Origin of the sequence: Janthinobacterium pasteuri (genome assembly GCF_051380775.1) — a bacterium.
GTDB lineage: Bacteria > Pseudomonadota > Gammaproteobacteria > Burkholderiales > Burkholderiaceae_D > Janthinobacterium.
Genome location: NZ_JBNYXS010000003.1, coordinates 303,783 through 325,643, shown reverse-complemented (window position 1 = coordinate 325,643; position 21,861 = coordinate 303,783). Strand labels below are relative to the sequence as shown.

Annotated in this window: 10 protein-coding genes and 1 pseudogene; 7 read left to right on the top strand and 4 right to left on the bottom strand. The window is 60.5% G+C overall.

Annotated features, from left to right (window positions below; translation table 11 throughout):
* From ACQ4WN_RS05700 to ACQ4WN_RS05690, 3 genes and pseudogenes are all read left to right on the top strand, one after another.
* Window positions 1–259 (top strand): annotated as a pseudogene (locus ACQ4WN_RS05700) (IS1595 family transposase); the annotation flags it as partial.
* Between the two features lie 1,323 nt (window positions 260–1,582).
* Complete coding sequence (locus ACQ4WN_RS05695; RefSeq protein WP_436550640.1) at window positions 1,583–4,258, top strand: TonB-dependent receptor; 2,676 nt, start codon at window positions 1,583–1,585, stop codon at window positions 4,256–4,258.
* Window positions 4,259–4,381: 123 nt separating this feature from the next.
* Complete coding sequence (locus tag ACQ4WN_RS05690; protein WP_436550639.1) at window positions 4,382–6,388, top strand: S9 family peptidase; 2,007 nt, start codon at window positions 4,382–4,384, stop codon at window positions 6,386–6,388.
* Window positions 6,389–6,442: 54 nt separating this feature from the next.
* Here the strand turns inward: ACQ4WN_RS05690 and ACQ4WN_RS05685 are convergent, their stop codons facing one another.
* The 3 genes from ACQ4WN_RS05685 to glnE all read right to left on the bottom strand — a co-directional run bounded on the left by ACQ4WN_RS05685 (window position 6,443) and on the right by glnE (window position 10,566).
* Complete coding sequence (locus ACQ4WN_RS05685) at window positions 6,443–7,207, bottom strand: YoaK family protein (RefSeq protein WP_436550638.1); 765 nt, start codon at window positions 7,205–7,207, stop codon at window positions 6,443–6,445.
* Between the two features lie 27 nt (window positions 7,208–7,234).
* On the bottom strand, window positions 7,235–7,711 hold the full coding sequence (locus ACQ4WN_RS05680) for a cache domain-containing protein (RefSeq protein ID WP_436550637.1): 477 nt from the start codon (window positions 7,709–7,711) through the stop codon (window positions 7,235–7,237).
* A 98-nt stretch (window positions 7,712–7,809) separates the two neighbouring features.
* Window positions 7,810–10,566, bottom strand: a complete 2,757-nt coding sequence (gene glnE, locus ACQ4WN_RS05675; protein WP_436550636.1) for a bifunctional [glutamate--ammonia ligase]-adenylyl-L-tyrosine phosphorylase/[glutamate--ammonia-ligase] adenylyltransferase — start codon at window positions 10,564–10,566, stop codon at window positions 7,810–7,812.
* Between the two features lie 261 nt (window positions 10,567–10,827).
* Here glnE and ACQ4WN_RS05670 point away from each other — a divergent pair, with 261 nt between their 5' ends.
* From ACQ4WN_RS05670 to aroG, 4 genes are all read left to right on the top strand, one after another.
* Window positions 10,828–14,997 carry a YhdP family protein gene (locus tag ACQ4WN_RS05670; RefSeq protein WP_436550635.1) on the top strand — a complete coding sequence of 1,390 codons (4,170 nt, stop codon included), beginning with the start codon at window positions 10,828–10,830 and terminating at the stop codon, window positions 14,995–14,997.
* A 30-nt stretch (window positions 14,998–15,027) separates the two neighbouring features.
* Window positions 15,028–15,828 carry a carbon-nitrogen hydrolase family protein gene (locus ACQ4WN_RS05665; protein WP_436550634.1) on the top strand — a complete coding sequence of 267 codons (801 nt, stop codon included), beginning with the start codon at window positions 15,028–15,030 and terminating at the stop codon, window positions 15,826–15,828.
* A 19-nt stretch (window positions 15,829–15,847) separates the two neighbouring features.
* Window positions 15,848–17,308 (top strand): metalloprotease TldD, encoded by a 1,461-nt coding sequence (gene tldD, locus ACQ4WN_RS05660; RefSeq protein WP_436550633.1) that lies wholly within the window; start codon window positions 15,848–15,850, stop codon window positions 17,306–17,308.
* A gap of 430 nt (window positions 17,309–17,738) precedes the next feature.
* A complete protein-coding gene (gene aroG / locus ACQ4WN_RS05655; RefSeq protein WP_436550646.1) occupies window positions 17,739–18,803 on the top strand; it encodes a 3-deoxy-7-phosphoheptulonate synthase AroG in 1,065 nt (354 codons plus the stop codon).
* A 90-nt stretch (window positions 18,804–18,893) separates the two neighbouring features.
* On the opposite strand, the gene ACQ4WN_RS05650 is transcribed toward aroG, so the two are convergent.
* A complete protein-coding gene (locus tag ACQ4WN_RS05650) occupies window positions 18,894–21,560 on the bottom strand; it encodes a TonB-dependent receptor (RefSeq protein ID WP_436550632.1) in 2,667 nt (888 codons plus the stop codon).
* Window positions 21,561–21,861: the final 301 nt, after the last annotated feature.

Genomic DNA, 21,861 nt, shown 5'->3' with positions numbered 1-21,861 from the left:
CGCACGTGAAGCAGGGCTCAGCCACCAGGCCGTCAACGTGCGCGCCGGCATCCGCGTACAGGGCGCCGCCCACGTGCAGAACGTCAATGCCTACCACAGCCGCTTGCGCGGCTGGCTACGCATATTCCACGGGGTAGCCAGCCATTACCTGCCGAATTATCTGGGGTGGCGCTGGATACTCGACGCCGGACGCATCCGCTCCCCACAAACATTGTTGAAGGCAACCATGGGAAAGTTCCCACACCTTACGGTGACATAGCCTTTTTTTTGTGCGCCAGGCATGGCGCGACGCGCGCGAGCGCGGCTCGACTGACTGTGGTGGTTAGTTGAGTGACTTGGAGGTGAAAGTCCTCTGCATACCCGGCAAGGGGAAGTGCTAGCTGAACGGCAAGGGTGTCCGTCGCAAGGCGGAATCTGAAGGAAGCCGCGGGCAAAATGCTGGTCTGACGCACAGGAAGCGGATTAGGCGGCGTAGCGGGGTAAGCAGTCCAAAATCTGTAAAGCCCGATACTTGCACGGAACGCTATGACGTAGATCCGACAGACATAAGCATGAAGGTCACGCGAATTACCCTGGGAGGCCCATCAATCTGCCTCGTACTACCGGCATTGCAAGGTGCCGGGATGGATTGGTGGGAGTCAGCAGAGGCCATATTAGCCGCTCGGAACCGGAGTGGTGAAGGGCTGAACCTGACATGAGTGGACAGTCAAGCGTGCTCTCTGAGCGGGCAGGGCGCAAGCCTCTGATAAAGGAGGGCCTTGGTCAATGGGCGAGACCGGAAGTCTTTGCCGTAACCGAGGTGCTTGCAGACCGACAGGCGACACGACGCACGAAACCAAGCTCGCTGGGGCAACCCAGTAGTCAGGAAACGCCGGATACGTGATCCGTACGTCCGGTGTTTTGGGAGGACGGCGGGGGCAACCTCGCCTCCTACCTGATCGCGCACATCTTGCGCGCGCATCGATGGTGTTTTTCAGTCCATGCGACGTATTATGTATGACTACTGTTGGTTACATTTTTTGCCGTGTATGCCGGGTAGAACCTCTCGCTCCATTCTGTCGCAGCATCCTGCTGCCGTGTCCCATTCCGCTAGCCTCGCAGACGGCTATTGTCATTCTCAGTTTCAATAAAAACCAGTTATCCTCAGCCTTACATGATTCTGACAAGAACGTAAATGCCAAACTGGAAACTATTTATCCTGTTAAATTTAATTCTAATTTGTCGATATTTTCCGAACTTAATATTGATAAATATTATATTTAATATTGATTATTCTGTTAAGTCGTTTTATAGCAACACAAAATAACATTTGTAACAAAATGAAAAAACTTGCATGCATAATAAAGTTTCATGCAGACAACGCATAACCGCGTTTGGGAGACGTATTGCCTGCCTAGAATATGTAACGCCGCTGGATGCATGAATCTGAGTTGCAATAACAAAACTGACTATATAAAAAAGCACAAAGGGAAGAGTAATGTTCATCAGAGAAAAAACTAGTGTGGTCTTGGTTCGCTTGGCGCTGGGCGTAATTGCCGGTACCAGTTTGTTGACTCAAGTAGCTCATGCGCAGGACACCAGCATGGGACCTCAGGCGGCGGCACCGGCGAAGGCTGCAGTCGAGGCCGATGGCAGCCCGGTGCAAAAAGTGTACGTGACCGGCTCGAACGTGCGCCGCATCGCGCTGGAATCGGCTTCGCCGGTGCAGATCATCACGCGTGATGAACTCACGCGTGGTGGTGCGACGTCGCTCAACGAAGTCTTGCGCACGATCTCGTCGAACGTCGGTGGTATCGATGAAAACCGCACCAACGGTTTTAGCGCTGGTGCCGCCGGCCTGAACTTGCGCGGTTTCGGCAGCCAGGCAACCCTGACCCTGATCAACGGCCGCCGCCTGGCGCCTTACGCGCAACCAGAATTTCAGACGACGTTTGTCGACTTGAACTCGATTCCGGTCGGCGCGGTGGAGCGTATTGAAATTCTGAAAGACGGCGCATCGGCCATTTACGGTTCGGAAGCCATGGCCGGCGTGGTCAACATCATCCTGCGCGACAGCTTCGAAGGGCTGGAAGTGGGCGGTTCGCTGGGCCAGTCCAGCCGCAGCGATGGCGAACAGAAGCGTGCAACCATCAGCTTTGGTACAGGCAGCCTGGTCAAGGACCATTTCAATGCCTACGCCACCCTGGACGTGCGCCAGCGCGATCCAATGTACATGCGCAAGCGCGACGGCTATCTGAGCACGCAGGATCTGCGCGCGTATGGCTACAAGGACCGCCGCTCGCTGTACACCTACCCGGGCAATATCTACTGGACCGACAAGGCTAGCAACAAGCTGGTCTCGCGCACGCTGGACAATAACTGCCCGGCGGACCGCCTGGTTCCCGCCTCGCCGGTGCTGGCCGTTGGCGCTGTCGGCAATGCTTGCGTATTCGATGACTTCCAGGATAGCTCCATCAATTCCGCCGGCAAGACCGATCGTTTCGGCATCACCAGCCGCCTGACCTGGCAGCCGACCGCCAGTACCACGGTGTTCAGCGAATTGATGTTCAACCGCAACAAGGCCACCGTCACTGGCCTGCTGCACTGGGTTGCCGGCCAGAATGGTCAACCGACCCCTGCCTTGCCAATCACGCATCCGCAATACCCGAAAGAACTGATCGGTCCAGATGGCAAGACCTTGGCAGGCGGTAACGGCACCGTGCGCGTGCGCGCTTCGCTGCGCGACTTCCCGGGCCAGGGCCAGGACAACACCACCGATTTCGGCCGCTATCTGGTTGGCGTCAAAGGTGACTTCAAGAACTGGGATTGGGAAACCGCCCTGTTGCGTACGGATAGCCAAGTGACTTCGCGCAATACCAGCGCGATCATGCTGACGCCTTTCGTCAATGCCTACAAGAACGGTACTTTCATTTTTGGCGGCGGCGCAGCCAACCAGGCCCTGTATGACTCGATCACGGCCAATTCGAAAAACATGTTCAAGTCCAGCCTGACGCAAATCGATGGCAAGATTTCCGGTGAACTGTTCAACTTGCCTGCTGGCGCCGTCGGCCTGGCGGTCGGTACCGAGTTCCGTCGCGAGAGCCTGAGCACGTCGCCCGATCCGCTCGCCGTGCAAGGTGAGTTCTATCACCAGGCGCAATTGCCGCCAGGCTTTTCGAATGACCGCAACATTTCATCAATCTACGCGGAATCGACGATTCCCCTGCTGAAATCGCTGGAAGCTCAGGTGGCGGTGCGTCACGATCACTACTCCGACTACGGCAATTCGACCACGCCGAAAGTGGGCTTGAAGTGGAGCGTGACGCCAGCGTTCATGGTGCGCGGCACCTATGCGGAAGGCTTCCGCGCACCGACCCTGGTGGAAAACTCCACCGACGTGCGCAATGCCTTCGTGTCGATTCGCGACCCATACCGTTGCAACGCCCAATACACGCTGGGCTGCTCCACTTCCAGCCCGTATCAAAGCGGCGCGAATCCGGAGCTGAAACCGGAAACGGCGAAGAGCTACACCCTGGGCCTGGCCTGGGAACCAAGCTCGTCGTTCCTGGCGACGATCGATCTGTGGCAGATCAAGCGCGTCAACGAAATCAGCACCTATGACCTGGACAAGGTCCTGTCCGATCCTGGCCGCTACGCTGGCGACCCGGCCGTTGCCATCACGCGTGATCCGCTGACCGCCGCCGACAAGCTCGCCGGTGCTACCGCCGGTGAAATCACCAACATCAAGATGTTGCTGACCAACGTGGCAGTGACCCAGATCCGTGGCGTGGACTTGAAGCTGACGGGCCGTATCAACATGGGCGAGTACGGCAGCTTGCAGCCAACCCTGAACGTCAGCCACATGCAGTCGTTCAAGAACGCGCCGTCGCCAACCGACGGCCTGATCGAGTACGCTGGCGTCCGCGGCACGCCGTCGGTGCAAGCTACCCTGGGCCTGGCGTGGAAGAAAGCGGCCTACGCCTTGTCGGCAGATACGGTCTTCATCAGCAAGATGGCATCGGTTGCTGACCGTACGCAAGATTGCGTACTGGCAACCGAAGGCTTCCCGGAACTGTGCAAAGGGATTCCATCGTTCACCGTGGTTAACCTGGGCGGCAGCTACAGCGGCTTCAAGAATACCAAGCTGAGCTTTGCGATCCAGAATGCCTTCGACCGCAAACCGCCTTTCCATCCGAACGGCACGGCCAACTACTATGCGCCGCTGCATAGCGCGATGGGCCGTTACTTCCAGATCACGGCTGATTACAGCTTCAAGTAATCGCGCGTGATGAAAAAAGGCGCCGTGACCGTGAGGTGACGGCGCTTTTTTTATCCTGGTGGGCAAGCGGTGCACGATTGCCTAAAGGAAATTAATGTCATTGTTTTTATCGAGGAGACTGTCTTGAACCGACGCATCATTCCTGTCGTGCTTAGCACCTTGTTACTGAGTAGCGGCCTGTACAGCGCCAGCGTGCGCGCCGACGCATCCATTCCCATCGCCGAATTCTTCAAGAAGGCGGAATTCAGCGGCCGCCCCATCCTGTCGCCGGACGGCCAAAGCATGGCGGTGTTGACGCCGCGCAATGGCCGCTTTGTGCTGGCGGTCATTAATCTCGATACGCGGGCCTCGACCGTGGTGGCTTCCGATCCGGACTGGAACGTTGCCAACCCCATCTGGGTCAACAACAAGCGCCTGGTGTTCAGCATCAGCAAGGGCAGCGAAGAAGTGCTGGAAAAACAGACCGGTGGTGGTTTGTTTGCCGTCAATAGCGACGGCAGCGGTTTCCGCAAGCTGGTCATCAGCGTGAAGGAATCGATGAGCACGGGCATGCCGTACAAGCCCGTATCCGTCCTGCAGCGCGTGGGCGGCGATAGCAACGACTTGATCGTCGTCAACAATGAACGGGGCCGCGATGCCGATCTGGGCGCCAGTGATGTGTTCCGCCTCGATACGACAAATGGCCGCATGGCCTTGTTGACCTTTAATAACCCGGGCGCCGTCAGCGGCTGGGTGCTGGACCATAATAATGTGATACGCGTGGCATCGGCCATGACGGTGGAAGAGGGCAGCAGGCGCATCGTGCAAACCGTGTATCTGCGCGATGACGAGAAGGCGCCCTGGAAAGCGATTTACAAGGCGTATCTGGATGAAGGCAAGGAAATGAACCCGCTGGGGTTTGATTTCGACAACAAGACCCTGTTCGTGGCGGGACGTTTCAATGGCCGCGACAAGGCTGGCGTGCATATCTGGAACAGCGTCAACAATACGGCGGGCGAGCTGATCGCCGAGCATGCGGAAGCCGACATCGCAGGCGGCCTGGTCTTTGACGAGGCGCGCAAGAAGGTGGTGGGCGTGGCCGTCAACGGCATGAAGCCGGAAATGTATTACTTTGACGAAGACTATGCGCGCCTGCAGGCTTCGCTCGACGCCAGCCTGCCTGGCGAGCACGTGGAATTCCAGTGGCGCGGCAACCGCGCCGTCGTCGTCACCACCGGCGTCAACAACGTGGGTAAGCTGTATTACTTCGACACGCAGAAGAAGACGCTGGAACCGCTGTACAGCGTCAAGCCCTCGCTGGACGGCAAGAAGCTTTCCGAGCAAACCGTCATTCACTACAAGGCGCGCGATGGCTTGACCATCCCGGCCTACCTGACCTTGCCGGAAGGCCTCACGCCCAAGGCTCTGCCGCTGGTGGCGTATATCCACGGTGGCCCGCATGCGCGCGACAGCTTTGGCTACGATCCGATCACGCAGATGCTGGCCTCGCGCGGCTTTGCCGTGATGCAGCCGCAATTCCGCATGTCGACCGGCTTGGGCTGGAAACACCATACGGCGGGCTGGAAGCAATGGGGCCTGGCCATGCAGGATGACATCACGGACGGTATCGAGGAACTGGTCAAGCAAGGCGTGGTCGACCGCAACCGCGTCTGCATCATCGGCGCCAGCTACGGCGGCTATGCCACCATGTACGGCCTGGTGAAAAATCCGGACCTGTACAAATGCGGCATCAACTGGGTGGGCGTGACGGACGTGAAAATGCTGTTTACCGTCAACTGGTCTGATGTATCGGGACCGGTGATGGATAACATCGGCACGAAAATGCACGGCGATCCGAAGACGGACGACGCATATTTCCGTAAGGTATCGGCGATCGATCATGCGGACAAGATCAAGGCACCCGTGCTGATGGCCTACGGTAGCGAAGACCGCCGCGTGCCGCTGATCCACGGCGAAAAAATGCGCGACCAGTTGCTCAAGCAGGGTAATACGGTCGAATGGATGGTGATGACAGGCGAGGGCCATGGCTGGTCCAAGGAAAGCAACAACATCAAGTGGGGCGAAGCCGTGTACAGCTTCATTAACCGCTACATTGGTCCGGCTGCCGGCAACAAGACCGCGCAGCAGTAATTTAGCGTAGCAAAGTGATGCCGTTCAGACCTGGTCTGGACGGCATTTTTGCATTCAGAAGCGGCGCCGGTAAAAGCGCCATAGCAGGCGCAAGTCGCGCAGCACGGGCACGCCAGACAGCAGGGTCAGCACGCCGGCCAGGATGATGGTGGCGGAAGGAAAACCGATGTGCTTGAAAGCCAGTGCGCCGCTGACGCCGCCGATGAAGAAGCAGCTGATCAGCAGGCAGTGCGTTCTCAGCTTGCCCCGGTTGACCTTGACCACGCGGTCTGGCAATTGCCTGCGGTTGTAATACGCCATCTTGCCCAGTTCGATGCCGATGTCGGTGGACAGGCCCGTCACGTGGGTGGTGCGTATGACGGCGCCCGAAATTTTCGTGATGATGGCGTTCTGCAAACCCATGACAAAACACAGCAGCAAAATGGTGACGGGGCCCAGCACGTCGGGCATGGCCGCCAGGTAGTTGCCCGCCAGGCCGAACAGCAGCAGCAAGGCCGCTTCCAGCAGCAGGCTGGCGGCAAACTGGCTGTGCAGCCGGCGCCGCCGGCCCCAGTTCACCATGATGGCCGTGACGGCCGCGCCGGAGACGAAGGCCAGCCACGCGCCCAGCGCGGCCAAGGCCAGCGTGATATTGCCCAGCGCCAAGTCATCGGCCATGCCGGAAACGATGCCCGTCATGTGCGAGGTATAGCCGCCGATGGCCAGGAAGCCGCCCGCATTCACGGCACCGGCCACCAGCGCCAGCACGCATCCCAGCTGAAGATTGGCTTGCGTATCGCGTGCTGATCCGCTCAGGCGGGACAGGTAATGGAGCGGCATGCGGGTGCGGTTTCCTTTTGCCGTGGCTTATTTATAGATGCCGGAACCGACAATCATATTGTCGACCCGTTCGATGTAGCCGGATTTCTGCTCGACCACTTTGGTCAGCGGATTGGGCCACTTGAAGTCTACCCAGCCGCGTCCGGCCGGCGTGCTGGCCGTGGTGATCAGCGACTTGACGATGGCCTTGCCTTCATTGTCCTTCAGGTCGATCAGATTCTTGCCGACCATCTTGGGATTGTTGCCGTGCGCCAGGGTGACGCCATTCATGTCGTACACATAAATGTACAGGTCGCGGTCATGAAAGCTGGTGTTGGCGGGATCGGCAATAGCGGCAAAGGCCTTTTCCTTGCCATCGGCCTTGATCATGGCCACGGCGCGCTTGGTCATGGCGATGGCTTCGTCCGCGCTGCCCTTGGGGGCTGCCCATGCCGCTGCCGGCATGGCGCAGAGGATGAAACTGGCAACGAGGGCGTTGATGCCCGTTTTTACAATAGTCTGCATGCGCTGTCTCCTGGATGATAGGCAACCCCGGCGCGGCCTGTTATACGGCACTACTGGGAAGTGGAATTGCCTGTACGTATCATACGCCGCAGCCGGGCTTATGCAATCGTTGCGGGAAAGATCGTGTGCCACAGGCGCGTCACATTGTCCGCATGCACGCGCACCCGTTCCGGTTCCACGCGGGCCAGGTCCTGCCCCTGCAGGCGCAGCTGATGCTGGAGCTTGCGCAGCGCGCGGTAGGCGTCGGCGACCAGGGTGGCCAGTTGCGCGTCGATCAGCCCCAGCTCGCCGCACAGGCGCAGCAGGGCGATATTGCCCGAGTTGGCCGTCAGTTGCGGATACTGCGCCGCGTGCTGCAGCACCAGGTATTGCACCATGAATTCGATGTCGATCATGCCGCCCGGATCTTGTTTCAAATCAAAGCTGCCAGGGCGGGACGGGTGCGCGTCCAGCATTTTCTTGCGCATGGCCACTACTTCGCCCTTGAGCGGGCCGTTTTCCGGGCGCTCCTTGCGCAAGATCGTGTCGCGGATGCGTTCGAAGTGCTTGCCGATGGCGACATCGCCGGCGCAAAAGCGCGCGCGCGTGAGCGCCTGGTGTTCCCACACCCAGGCCGCGCTGCCCTGGTAGCGCTCGAAGGCCTGCACGCTGGAGACCAGCATGCCCGAGGCGCCATCGGGGCGCAGGGCGATATCGATATCGAACAGGATGCCGGCCGACGTGTGCGAGGTCATCCAGGTAATGAAGCGTTGCGCCAGCTTGGCGTACAGGCCGGGCGCTTCCTGGTCGTCGTCGTCGAACAGGAAGATGACGTCCAGGTCGGAGACATAACCCAGTTCCTTGCCGCCCAGTTTGCCATATGCGATGACGGCGAACTTCGGCACTTCGCGGTGGCGTGTCGGCAAGGTGTGCCACACGGCTTGCACGGTGGCGGCGACGATGATGTCGGCCAGCTGCGACAGGTAGTCGGCCAGCTTTTCCACGCTCAGGTCGCCTGCCAGGTCTTGCGCCAGGCATTGGAACAGCTGCGCATGGTGTGTTTCGCGCAGGATATCCATCTGCCGCTCCGTGTCGCCGGGCGCGTCGTCGAGCTGGCGCTGCAGGTCGAGCGCCAGCGCGTCTGGATCGGGCACCGTGTTGCGGATGCGTTCATCCAATAATTCGTCGAGCAGGATCGGGTGCTGCGTGAGGAAGGTGGCGGCCCAGCCGCTGGCGCACACCATGCGCACCACGCGTTCCAGCGTGTGTGGATACTCGGTTAACAATGACAGGTAGGCAGAGCGGCGCGCGATGGCTTCCAAAAAGTCGAGCAGCCGGCCCAGGGTAGCCAGCTGGCTGGCGTTACCATTGGAAACGGAGCAATCGGTGATCAGGGGCAGGGCGGAATTGACGAGGGCGACGAGGCGCGTGCGGCTTGCCTCGGGCAACGATTGCAGGCGCGGCGCCTGCCACGTGGCCAGCAGACGGCGTGCGCAGGCGGCGGGCTCATGGAAGCCCAGGGCGGCAAAGCGCGCCTCGATGGCTTCCTGCTGGTCGGAGGCGGCGCAATCGTTCGACGTTTGCGGGTCGATGCCCGTGTCGGCCGGCGGCGTGCCGCTGCTCTTGTCGCTGAACATCTCGTCGAATTGTCCTGCGACAAACACGCGGTGCGCTTCCAGCCGGGCCAGCAGGGTGGGCGTGTCGGGCAAGCCCATCATCTGCGCCACCACCAGGCGGTCGGCCTCGTTGGCCGGCAGGGTATGCGTTTGCGCATCGTCCAGGTATTGCAAGCGGTGTTCCAGGTTGCGCAGGAAAGTGTAGGAACCCAGCAATTGTTCCACGATGGCCGGCTCCAGCAAACTCTTGTCGGCCACCGTGCGCAGGGTAGCGCGCGTGGAGCGTTCGCGCAGCTCTGCATCGCGCCCGCCACGTATCAATTGAAACACTTGCGCGAGGAATTCGATTTCGCGGATGCCGCCGCGGCCCAGCTTGACGTTGTTGCTGCGGTCCGGGTGCAGCCGCTCCTGGCGGTTGACCTCGGCGCGGATCTGGCCGTGCATGGTGCGGATGGCATCGATGACGCCAAAATCGAGGTAGCGGCGGAAGACGAAGGGCCGCACGATGGCGTCGAGCGAGGCGATGTCTTCCGGCTTGCCCGTCACGGCACGCGCCTTGACCCAGGCATAGCGCTCCCATTCGCGGCCCTGCACGATCAGGTATTGCTCGACCATGCCCAGGCTGGCGGCCAGCGGCCCCGAGTTGCCGTTCGGGCGCAAGGCCATGTCCACGCGGAAAGTAAATCCATCCTGCGTGATCTCGGCCAGGGCGGCGATCAGTTTCTTGCCCATGCGAATGAAAAATTCGTGATTGGACAGGCTGCGCTGGCCCGGCAGGGTGACTTGCGTGTCGCCATCTTCCGGGTAAACAAAGATCAGGTCGATATCCGACGAGACGTTCAGCTCGCCGCCACCCTGCTTGCCCATCGCCAGCACCATCAAGGCCTGTTCCTCGCCCGATTCCTCGCCGACGGGCATGCCGTGCAGGGCCACCATCTCGGCCATGATGGCGTCCACATGCGTGCGGATGGCGAAATCGGCAAAGCCCGTCATGGCCGTGACCACCTCATTCAAATCCGCCTGGCCATCCAGATCGCGTTCGATCAGGCCGCAGACCAGCAGGTTGCGCAGGCGGCGCATGGCCCGCTCGGGCGGCAGCGGTGGCGTGGCGGCGTTCGCTTGGTCGGCCAGCGCGGCGGCAAAATCGAGCCCGTCGAGCGGCGCGCGCACCAGTTGCGCTACCTGTGCAGCGCGCTCGGGGGCGGCAGCCAGCCAGCGCTGGTAGAAACGGGAGGCGGAGATCAAAGGCTGTGTGCTCATGGTGTCGGTAAGGGTCTCGTGGATGCTGCGTGCATGGTTCTTGTTTAACTTGGCTGCGAACGGCGGGGGATGCGGTAAAATTGTGCCGCTGGCGCGGGTGCCGCCGGCAGTGCGTGCTCTTCCGGACGATGGTAAGGGAGGCTTTGCTCAGAAGCAAGCGCAAGGATGCAGGTGCGCACCACGAATGCAGACGATTTTTGCCATTATTTGACGCCGGGCCAGTTTATTAGCTTATTGATGCAAAAACCGCCAGAAGCAAGCGTGACAGAGCATGTGCCGTTGGCCCTGCGCTGGCAGCGGCTGCGTGCCGCCTATCGTATGGCCAACCTGGCCACCCACCATGTGTTGGGCTTTACCATCAAACTGGTGCTGCTCGCGTATTTCGCCTTCGCCGTGCTGTTTCTATTCCTGCGCTACGCCATCTTGCCGAATATCGATTACTACAAAAGCGATATCGAGCGGGCGGCCAGCCGCGCGCTGGGCAACCCAGTCAGTATTGCGCGTATTTATGCCTCGTGGCATGGCGTGCGGCCGAATCTCTTCCTGGGCGACGTGAGCTTGCGCGACCAGGCGGGCCGCCAGGCGCTGAGCCTGCCGAGCGTCTCGGCCACCGTGTCGTGGTGGAGCGTGCTCGGTGCCGTGCGCTTCGATACCCTGGAAATCACACGGCCCGACCTGGACGTGCGGCGCAGCAAGGATGGCAAGCTGTATGTGGCCGGCGTGTTGATCGACAGCACGCAAGGCAGCGATGGCAAGGGCGCCGACTGGCTGCTGTCGCAGCATGAGATCATCATTCACGATGGCAAGGTGCGCTGGACGGATGAAGTGCGCGGCACGCCGGAGCTGGCTTTAAGCCAGGTCAACTTGCTGCTGCGCAACCGCTGGCGCAGCCACCGGCTGGGCTTGCAGGCCACGCCGCCTGCCAGCCTGGCCGCGCCTATCGATGTGCGCGCTCACTTCACGCATCCCCCTTTCAGCACGCGCATCTCGGATGTGTCGATGTGGAAGGGCGAGTTGTACGCGGACCTGAAAAACGCCGACCTGGCCGCCTGGCGCAGCTATCTCGATTACCCGTTTGAATTGAGCCAGGGCAAGGGCGCCCTGCGCGCCTGGCTGAGTCTGGATCATGCGCGCCTGGCCGGCTTCACGGCTGACGTGGGTCTGACGGAGGTGCAGGCGCAGCTGGGCGAGCATATCGACCCGCTCGACTTGCTGTCGGTCAGCGGGCGCATTTCGGCAAAGGAAGAGCTGTCGGCGCAGGTGCCGGACGGCAAGCCAACTTTTGGCGCGAATGGACACCAGGTGGAGTTGACGAATTTCGCAGTGGAAACACGCGATGGCCTCAGCCTGCCGCCCACGACCTTGTCCGAACGCTTTGTTGCCGCCACCAAACGCAAGCCGGCGCGCACGGAAATCTCGGCCAAGTCCCTCGATTTGCAAACCCTCGCCGCGCTGGCCGACAAGTTGCCGCTGGGCGAGCAGCAGCGCCAGCGCCTCGACGCCCTGGACCCGCGCGGACGTTTGCAGGATTTTTCAGCGCAATGGGAAGGTGACATGGCCACGCCCGCCAGCTACCGCCTGCGCGGCAAACTCATCGACCTGGGCCTGAATGCGCAGCCGGCGCGCCTGGCCGTGGCGAAGACGGCGACCAGTGCCGCACAGGCAGCTGCACCGGCCATTCCCGGCTTCGATCACCTGACCGGCAGCATCGATGCCAACGACAAGGGCGGCAGCATTGCCATCGATGCGCAAGACCTGGTGCTGCAGTTCCCCACGTACCTGAGCGAACCAGCCTTGCCGTTCGAACAATTCGCCATGCAGGCGCGCTGGACCTTTGAAGCGGACAATATGCTGCAAGTCGGGCTGGACAAGCTCGATTTCAATCAGCAAGGCTTGCGCGTCGCCCTGCAAGGCACGCACTGCATGCCGCTCGACGGCAAGAACCTGGGCCAGGTGGATTTGACGGGGACGATCGACAATTTCCAGATCAACACCATCGGCCGCTATCTGCCGCTGCAAACGCCCGAGCATCTGCGCCACTGGCTGACGGGCGCGCTGGAAGGCGGCGTGGCGCGCGATGTCAGCCTGCGCCTGCGCGGCGAACTCGAGCATTTCCCCTTCAAGGCCGACACGCCGGCGCAGCGCAACCGTGGCGACTTCCGCGTGGCCGGCAAGCTCGAGAATGGCATCCTCAATTATGCACCCGGCGAATTGGCGGAAAACGGACCGCTGGCGGGCAAGGCGCCCCGGTGGCCGCAGGCGGAAAAAATCAAGGGCAGTTTTATTTTCGAGCGGGCGCGCATGGAAATTCGCGGCGACACGGCCACCACGGGCGGTGTGGCCTTGACGAATGTCAAAGCCGTGATTCCCGACCTGACCGTGTTCGACACCTTGCTCGATATCGAGGGCAACGCGGCCGGCCCGATGCAGGAATTCCTCAAGTACGTGACGGCCAGCCCCGTGCTGGGCTGGATCGAGCATTTCACGGATGAAACGACGGCGACGGGCAACGCCAGGCTGGCCCTCAAATTGCACCTGCCGATCGAGCGCATGCTGGAGTCGACCGTGCAGGGCAGCTTGCAGCTGGCGGGCAATGACGTGGTGCTGTTCCACGACATGCCGCCCGTGCTGGGCACGCAGGGCAAGATCGAGTTCAACGAAAAGGGCGTGAATCTGAATGGCTTGAATGGCAGCCTGCTGGGCGGGCCACTGGCCATCTCGGGTGGCACGCAGGCGGACAATTCCATCCAGGTAAAAATCGCCGGCAACATGACCATCGATGGATTGCGCAAGACGTATCCGGCACCCGTGCTGCAGCGCCTGGCGAAACATTTGAGCGGCGGCGCGCGCTACAGCGGCCTGATCACGGCGCGCGACCACCAGGTGGTGGTCAATGTCGAGTCGCCGCTGACGGGTCTGGGCCTGGATTTCCCCGCCCCCCTGAAAAAGCCGGCCGGTGACAGCTTGCCCGTGAAATTTACCCTGACGGGCAACGCCGCGAACGGCGCCGGCCTGCGCACGGACGATATTCGCATCGCGCTGGGTGCTGGCATCGCTGCCCGCTACCAGCGCCAGAAGCAGGGCAAGGACGCCTGGCGCCTGCTGCGCGGCGGCATCGGCGTGAATGTGCCGGCGCCGGAACCGGACAGCGGCATGATGCTCAACGTGAATATGAAAACGCTGGACGTGGATAGCTGGATCGCCGTTGGCAGCGAGATCGCCGGCAACGCCACGGCGCCAGCCGATGCGGGTAGCAACACTGACGACGCACCCGATATCGCGCAATACGTGGTGCCGGACATGATGGCGGCGCGCGCCAGTGAATTGACGCTGGGCGAGCGCAGGCTGGAAAACGTGGTGGTCGGCGCCACGCATCAAAAGGATGTGTGGCAAGCCAATATTGATGCGAAACAAGTGTCGGGCTATGTGACGTGGCTGGAAACGCCGTCCGGCCTGGGCAAGATGACGGCGCGCCTGTCGTCGCTGATCATTCCGGAGTCGGCCGCCAACGATGTGAAGAATTTGTTGGAAGGCAAGAGCGGCGCCCAGTCGATTCCCTCGCTCGATATCATCGCCGAGCATTTTGAGCTGTTCAACAAGAAGATCGGCCGGCTGGAGTTGCAAGCCTATAACACCATGGCGGCGGGCGTGCGCGAGTGGCGCGTGGGCAAGCTGCAACTATCGAATCCTGATGGTGCGCTGAGCGGCAATGGCAAATGGGTCATCAAGGATGGGCAAAGCACGACCAGCCTGCGTTTTGGCCTCGATATCGTCGATGCGGGCAAGTTGCTCGACCGCTTCGGCTTTGCCGACACCGTGCGTCGTGGCAAGGGTCGCCTGAGCGGCGACATCGCCTGGAATGGTTTGCCGTATTCGCTCGATATTCCCAGCCTGTCAGGGCAGATCGAGATGAATGTGGAGTCGGGCCAGTTCCTCAAGCAGGATCCGGGTGCGGCCAAGCTGTTGGGCGTGCTCAGCCTGCAAGCCTTGCCCCGTTTGCTGAAACTCGATTTCCACGATGTGTTTTCCGAAGGCCTGGCGTTCGACGGCATCACGGCCAACGCCAGCATCAAGCGCGGCGTGGTGACCACCGACAACCTCAAGATGCACGGCGTGGCGGCCACCGTGCTGATGGATGGCACGGCCGACATCGCCAATGAGACGACGAATTTGCGTGTGGTGGTGATCCCGGAATTTAACCTGGGCACGGGGCCGCTCGTGTATGCGCTGGCCGTCAATCCCGTCATCGGCCTGGGCAGTTTCCTGGCGCAGTTGTTCCTGCGCGCCCCCGTGATGAAGGCGCTCACCTATCACATGCAGATCGCCGGCCCGTGGAAGTCGCCCGTCGTAACCAAGCTCGATGGTGGTAAATTGGAGCCTGTCGCTGTGCCTGCCGCTGCCGCTGCAGCGGCGGAGGCAGTGACGAAATAGTCGAGGCGTTCGAATGGATAAGAGGTGGCAATGATGCATACAGTCGCAGCAATACAAATGATTTCCTCGCCGTCCGTGGAAGACAACCTGGCCACGGCGCGGCGACTGGTGGCGCAAGCGGCCGCCGCTGGCGCGCAACTGGTGGTGCTGCCCGAATACTGGGCCATCATGGGGAAGCAGGAAACGGACAAGCTGGCCCATGCGGAACAGCCCGGCAGCGGCCCGATTCAGGATGGCATGGCCCAGATGGCGCGCCAGCATGGCATCTGGCTGATCGGCGGCACCTTGCCCCTGATTTCCGGCGAGGAGGGCAAGGTCTTGAATACCACGCTGGTATACGACCCGCAAGGCGAGCCGGCCGGCCGCTACGACAAGATCCACCTGTTCGGCTTTACGCGCGGCGCCGAGTCTTACAACGAATCGCGCACCATCGTGCCTGGTGCGCAAGTGCGCGCGATCGAGACGCCGTTTGGCCGGGTTGGCCTGTCCATCTGCTACGACCTGCGTTTTCCCGAACTGTACCGCGCCATGGGCGATTGCGTGCTGATCGTCGTGCCGGCCGCGTTTACCCATACGACGGGCAGCGCCCACTGGGAAGTGCTGCTGCGCGCGCGCGCCATCGAAAACCAGTGCTATGTGCTGGCCTCGGCGCAGGGCGGCTTGCACCCGAACGGCCGGCGTACCTGGGGCCACAGCATGCTGATCGATCCGTGGGGCGAAGTGAAAGCCGTGTTGCCCGAAGGCGAGGGCGTGGTGAGCGGCGAAATCGACCTGCTGTTTTTGGCCGGCGTGCGCGAGTCCTTGCCCGCTTTAGCCCACCGCACCATGTAAATGTAAAGAATAGATAGTCATGATCCCATTTGAACCCAATCTGTCCAGCCTGGCCGTGGCGCGCGAACTCCTGCTTACGCCATTTGGCCTGGACGAAGACAAGCTGCTGAAAGCCCTGGGCACGATGTTTACGCACAAGGTCGACTATGCCGACCTGTATTTCCAGTCGACCAGGAGCGAAGGCTGGAGCCTGGAAGAGGGCATCGTCAAGACGGGCAGCTTTTCCATTGACCAGGGCGTGGGCGTGCGCGCCGTGTCCGGCGACAAGACGGCCTTTGCGTATTCCGACGACATCTCCGAGCGGGCGCTGCTGGAAGCGGCAGCGGCCACGCGCACCATCGCGCGCGCGGGGACCGGCAAAATCAAGATCGCTGGCCACATGCTGGCGCAAGGTGGACGCTCGCTGTACCTGCCCAACGACCCGCTCGCCTCGCTGGACGCCACGGCCAAGGTGCAACTGCTCGAGCGCGTGGAAAAGATGGCGCGCGCGAAAGACCCCCGAGTCGTGCAGGTGATGGCGGGCCTGGCTGGCGAGTACGACGTGGTGCTGGTGCTGCGCAGCGACGGCGTGCTGGCGGCCGACATCCGCCCGCTGGTACGCGTCTCGCTTACCGTGATCGCGGAACAGAATGGCCGCCGCGAAACGGGTTCGGCCGGTGGTGGCGGACGTTTCAGCTATGACTATTTCAGTGATGCCGTGCTGGAACAATACGCGGCAGACGCCGTCAATTCGGCCCTGGTGAACCTGGAAGCGCGCCCTGCGCCCGCCGGTCCCATGACCATCGTGCTGGGTCCGGGCTGGCCCGGCATCCTGCTGCACGAGGCCATCGGCCATGGCCTGGAAGGCGATTTCAACCGCAAGGGTTCGTCCGCGTTTTCCGGGCGCATCGGTGAGCGCGTCGCTGCCAAGGGCGTCACCGTGGTCGACGACGGCACCCTGGCTGGCCGGCGCGGCTCCCTGAATATCGACGACGAGGGCAACCCGACGCAGTGCACGACCCTGATCGAGGATGGCATCCTGAAGGGTTACATTCAGGACACCATGAATGCGCGCCTGATGAAGATGCCCGTGACGGGCAATGCGCGCCGCGAATCGTTCGCCCACCTGCCCATGCCACGCATGACGAACACGTATATGCTGGGCGGCGACCGGGACCCCGGTGAAATCCTCGCTTCCGTGAAAAACGGTCTGTATGCCGTCAATTTCGGCGGCGGCCAGGTCGACATTACAAACGGCAAGTTTGTGTTCTCGGCCAGCGAAGCGTACATGATCGAAAACGGCAAGCTCAGCTACCCGGTCAAAGGGGCGACCCTGATCGGCAACGGCCCGGACGTGCTCCACCGCGTTTCCATGATCGGCAACGACATGCGCCTGGACTCGGGCGTGGGCGTGTGCGGCAAGGAGGGGCAAAGCGTGCCCGTGGGCGTGGGGCAGCCGACCCTGCGCCTCGATGGCATCACCGTCGGTGGCACGGCTTAAACGCAGGCAGCGTATAGGGGAGGAGCAGACGGAAAAAGGTGAGGTGCGCCTTGACGCGCCTGCTACGCAGGCCTCAGCGCTGATAGCGAGTCGCTGCGCATGTGCGTGCGCAGCGCGCAACTTTTTATGCTTTTTTACGTGCTTTGCCGTCTAAAACGGCTGCGGCATGCGGCTTTGCCGATAAATATGCTTGCCAACCCTTGCAATTTAGGTTTATAGTCGTTCATCACTTATGGATGACTCGCATGTTCGCTCGCCACTTTTTTACCGCTTATTTTTACTTTAGCAATTCCAACCCAAAGGCGGTGGAGTAGCGGTCGGTTCACGTAGCAGCAAAAAACGAGATCCCAGCAAATTCTAAAAAACCGCCACTGATGGCGGTTTTTTTTTACCCAGATGTTTTACCCTTCCTTAAATTTTGGAGAAAATGATGCCCCGCACCGATGATTTGCGCATTCGCGAAATGAAGGAATTGACCCCGCCGTCCCACCTGATCCGCGAATTCGCCTGCTCGGAGCAAGCCGAACAGACCGCTGCCAGCGCCCGTATCGCCCTGCACCGTATCCTGCACGGCCAGGATGACCGCCTGATGGTGGTGATCGGGCCTTGCTCCATCCACGATACCAAGGCGGCGATGGAATATGCGCGCCTGCTGGTCAAGGAGCGTGCGCGTTTCGCCGGTGAACTGGAAATCGTCATGCGCGTCTACTTCGAAAAACCGCGCACCACGGTGGGCTGGAAGGGCCTGATCAACGACCCCTACATGGACAACAGCTTCCGCATCAACGACGGCTTGCGCATGGCGCGCGAACTGTTGCGCAATATCAATGAGCTGGGCTTGCCGGCTGGCACCGAGTTCCTCGACGTCATCAGCCCGCAATACATCGCCGACCTGATCAGCTGGGGCGCCATCGGCGCGCGCACCACGGAGTCGCAGGTGCACCGCGAGCTGGCCTCGGGACTGTCGTGTCCCGTCGGCTTCAAGAATGGCACGGATGGCAATGTGAAAATCGCCGTGGAAGCCATCAAGGCCGCCTCGCAGCCGCACCATTTCCTCTCCGTCACGAAGGGCGGCCACTCGGCCATCGTCTCGACCAACGGCAATGAGGATTGCCATATCATCTTGCGCGGCGGCAAGACGCCCAACTATGACGCGGCCAGCGTTGACGAGGCCTGCAAGGCCATCGCCGCGCAGGGCCTGGCGGCGCGCCTGATGATCGACGCCTCGCATGCGAACAGCTCGAAAAAACCGGAAAACCAGATCCCCGTGTGTGCCGATATCGCCAGCCAGGTGGCAGGCGGCGACAGCCGCATCGTCGGCGTGATGGTGGAATCGCACCTGGTGGCAGGGCGCCAGGATTTGATCCCGGGCAAGGAATTGATCTATGGCCAATCCGTCACCGATGGCTGCATCGACTGGAGCGCCAGCGTGGCCGTGCTGGAAAACCTGGCGGCGGCCGTCAAGCAGCGCCGCCTGCAGGGCGACAAGGAATGAAATGACGTGGCGTGTAGCATGAAAAAAAACCCCGGAAAGCTAAGCTTTCCGGGGTTTTTCAGTTTTTAGCCGGGAGCAGATGCAATCAGCTTAGAACTTGTACGTGGCGCGCACGTAGAAGGTGCGGCCCAGCGGATCGGCGTAACGCGGATCGTAGCCAGACTGGAACGTCGTGTACTGGTTGGTGAACGGTGGATCTTCGTTCAGCAGGTTTTTCACGCCCACGGTCAGTTCCGTGTTCTTGAAGCCCGAATACATGCCCGACAGCGACCAGATCGAGTATGCCTTGACCTTTTGCTTGAATTCGTCGTCGACGTCGTTCATGTCGTGGTAGCCGCTCATGTACTTGTTCGACAAGGTGGCGTTCCACTGAGCCAGGTTCCAGTTCAGCGAAGCATTATGTCTCCAGCGGAACACCGGGCCATTTTCGCCATACACGCCCACGTTCTGCACGTATTCGCCGTTGCGCTCATTCTGGTACTCATATTTCTGCACCCAGGTGCCGTCGAAGGCAAAGGTGACATTGCCATACTGGCTGCGTGGCAGTCTCCAGTTCAAGCCCAGATCGACACCCGCGGTATGCATTTCGCCCAGGTTTTCCAGCGGGGACAGCACATAATCGAGCGAGTTGCCATTGGCCGAGTATACGAAGTTGTTCTGGTACTTATCGTATTTGTCGAACAGGGTTTGTTCAGCCACCCGGTCGATCTTGTCGCGCAGCTTGATCTGGAAGTAGTCGAGCGAGACGGTCAGCGATTTCGTTGGCTCGAGCACGATACCGGCGCTGAAGGTCTTCGATTTTTCCGGCTTGATTTCCGAATTGCCGCCCGAGCGGATGTATTGCTGCGTACTGCAAGCCGAATTTTCATTCGCGCCAGGGATGGCTACGCCGCCTGGGCACAGACGTGGATCGCTGTACTTGCCGGCCGTAAAGGTCTTGCTCATCGGACCATGCAGGTCATACAGGGTCGGAGCGCGGAAGCCCGTGTTGTACGAGCTGCGGAACAGGATCTGGTTGGTCGGCTGCCATCGTACACCGACTTTTGGATTGAAGCTGCCACCGACATCGTTGTAATGGTCATAACGGGCTGCCAGCGACAGTTCGAGATTTTTCACGACAGGGATGCTCAGTTCCGTAAAGATGGCGGCAATATTACGGCTACCCGATTGGTCCTTGGCTTCGGCATAGCCAGAGCTCGACGCTTGCGAAGCGAGCGCCGTGTTGATGTCGTATTCCGCCTTCTCATTGCGGAATTCGGTACCGACGGCAAAGCCGACGGCGCCCGCTGGCAGGTTGTAGATTTCACGGCTGATCTTGGCGTCGACTGCGGTGCTGGTCATCTTGGCGCTCAGGTACTCACCTTGCAACAAGGACTTTTTCAGGTAGTCCAGGCCGGCGGCGCTTTGTTGGCCGAACGGATTGAGCACGCCACTGGCCACGCCGTCGATCATGCGCTGGTCACCCATGTAGCCGTTGACGAAGGCGCTGGTGGCTTTGCTCACGGAGTAGCTCAGACCGACGTTGTAGTCCCAACCGGCAACGATGCCTTCGGACGCGGCAACCAGGCGGTCCGAGGTGCTGGTGTCGAAGCCGATGCGCTGGCCCATGTCCATCGGACGCCAGCTCAGGTCGAGGTTTTCACCTGCCAAGCCAGGAACGGCAGGTACACCGGCGCTGCCGCCCGGATAGTACGGCGAATTCTTGTCGATGATCAGACCGATGCGCGTCAAGGTCGGCGGCGTGATGCGCGACTCATTGGTGCTGCGTGCGTGCAGGTATTCGAGGGTGGCCAGGTGATCCTGGTTGATCTTGAAGCTGACCTTGCCCAGGAACGATTCCTGGTTGGTCTTCGGAATGTCCTGGATGTACGGCGCGGCGTCAAACGCGCAGGTCGGACGGCCACTCGGATTCGGACGCAGGTTTTCGCCCACGCAGCCACCGGCAAAAGCCGGGTTGCCGGAGAATACTTGATCCGGATCTTTATTGATCGTGGTGAAGTTGGCGATCGGCGTCGTGCTGCTGAGGTTATTCACGCCCTTGTTCGGCACATAGCCGTTGGCCGAGAAAGCGCGGTCGCTGGCGTTCAGCGCCGACTGGCGGTGCACGTCAACGACGCCGAAGACGTTGAAGCCATCCTTGTTCAGATCGCCATAGCCGGCGGACAGGTTCAGGCGCGACTCGTCGCCGCCACCCGATTTTTGTGGCTCGTAGTGTTCCACGGTCACGGAGCCGCCCTTGACCGAGCGCTTGGTGATGAAGTTGATCACGCCGCCGATGGCGTCGGTACCGTAGATGGCGGACGCGCCGTCGCGCAGCACTTCCACTCTTTCCAGGGCCGAGACGGGAATGATATTCAGGTCGACGGACGAGCCGTTGAACGGATGGCTGGCGATGCGCCGGCCATTCAGCAGCACCAGGGTCTTGTCGCCGCCGATGCCGCGCAGGTCGGCGACGGATTGGCCGCCCGTGCCTGCACCCACCGATTGGCTGCTGCCCTGGGTACTTTGATTCATGGAAATGGTGGACAGGACTTCCTGTGCCGTCGTCAAGCCTTGCTTGGCAAAGTCGCTGGCTTTGATCGACGTGATCGGCAAAGCCGTTTCAGACGACAAGCGCTTGATGCTCGAACCGGTGACTTCCACGCGCTGCATGGTGCCATCTGTTGTTTCTTGCGCATACGCGGCATGCATGCTCAGGGCCATGCCGCCAGCAAACATCAGGCGCAAGGAGCGCGACATTACATTTTCTATCATCATCTGAAATTCCTTGGTATTGTGATAAAGATGGCATTTATTTTGAAATAACTTGTTGTCTGCTAGCAATTTATTTGTTTATTTCAAAATCCACCAATGAAAATTCTGTAAATTTTCAGGGTCCTCATCAAAACATTCACGATTCAGATTGTCAATTTCGCGCAGACTTTTTGGACAAAATGCAACATTTTCCTGTTTTTTTTATAATCCTTCAGCAATAAAGTATCGTGAACCCTTGTCAGACTTGCTCAGATGCGTAAAATAAAACGGCGCACATCATCGCTGATGGCGCCGCTTTTCTGTT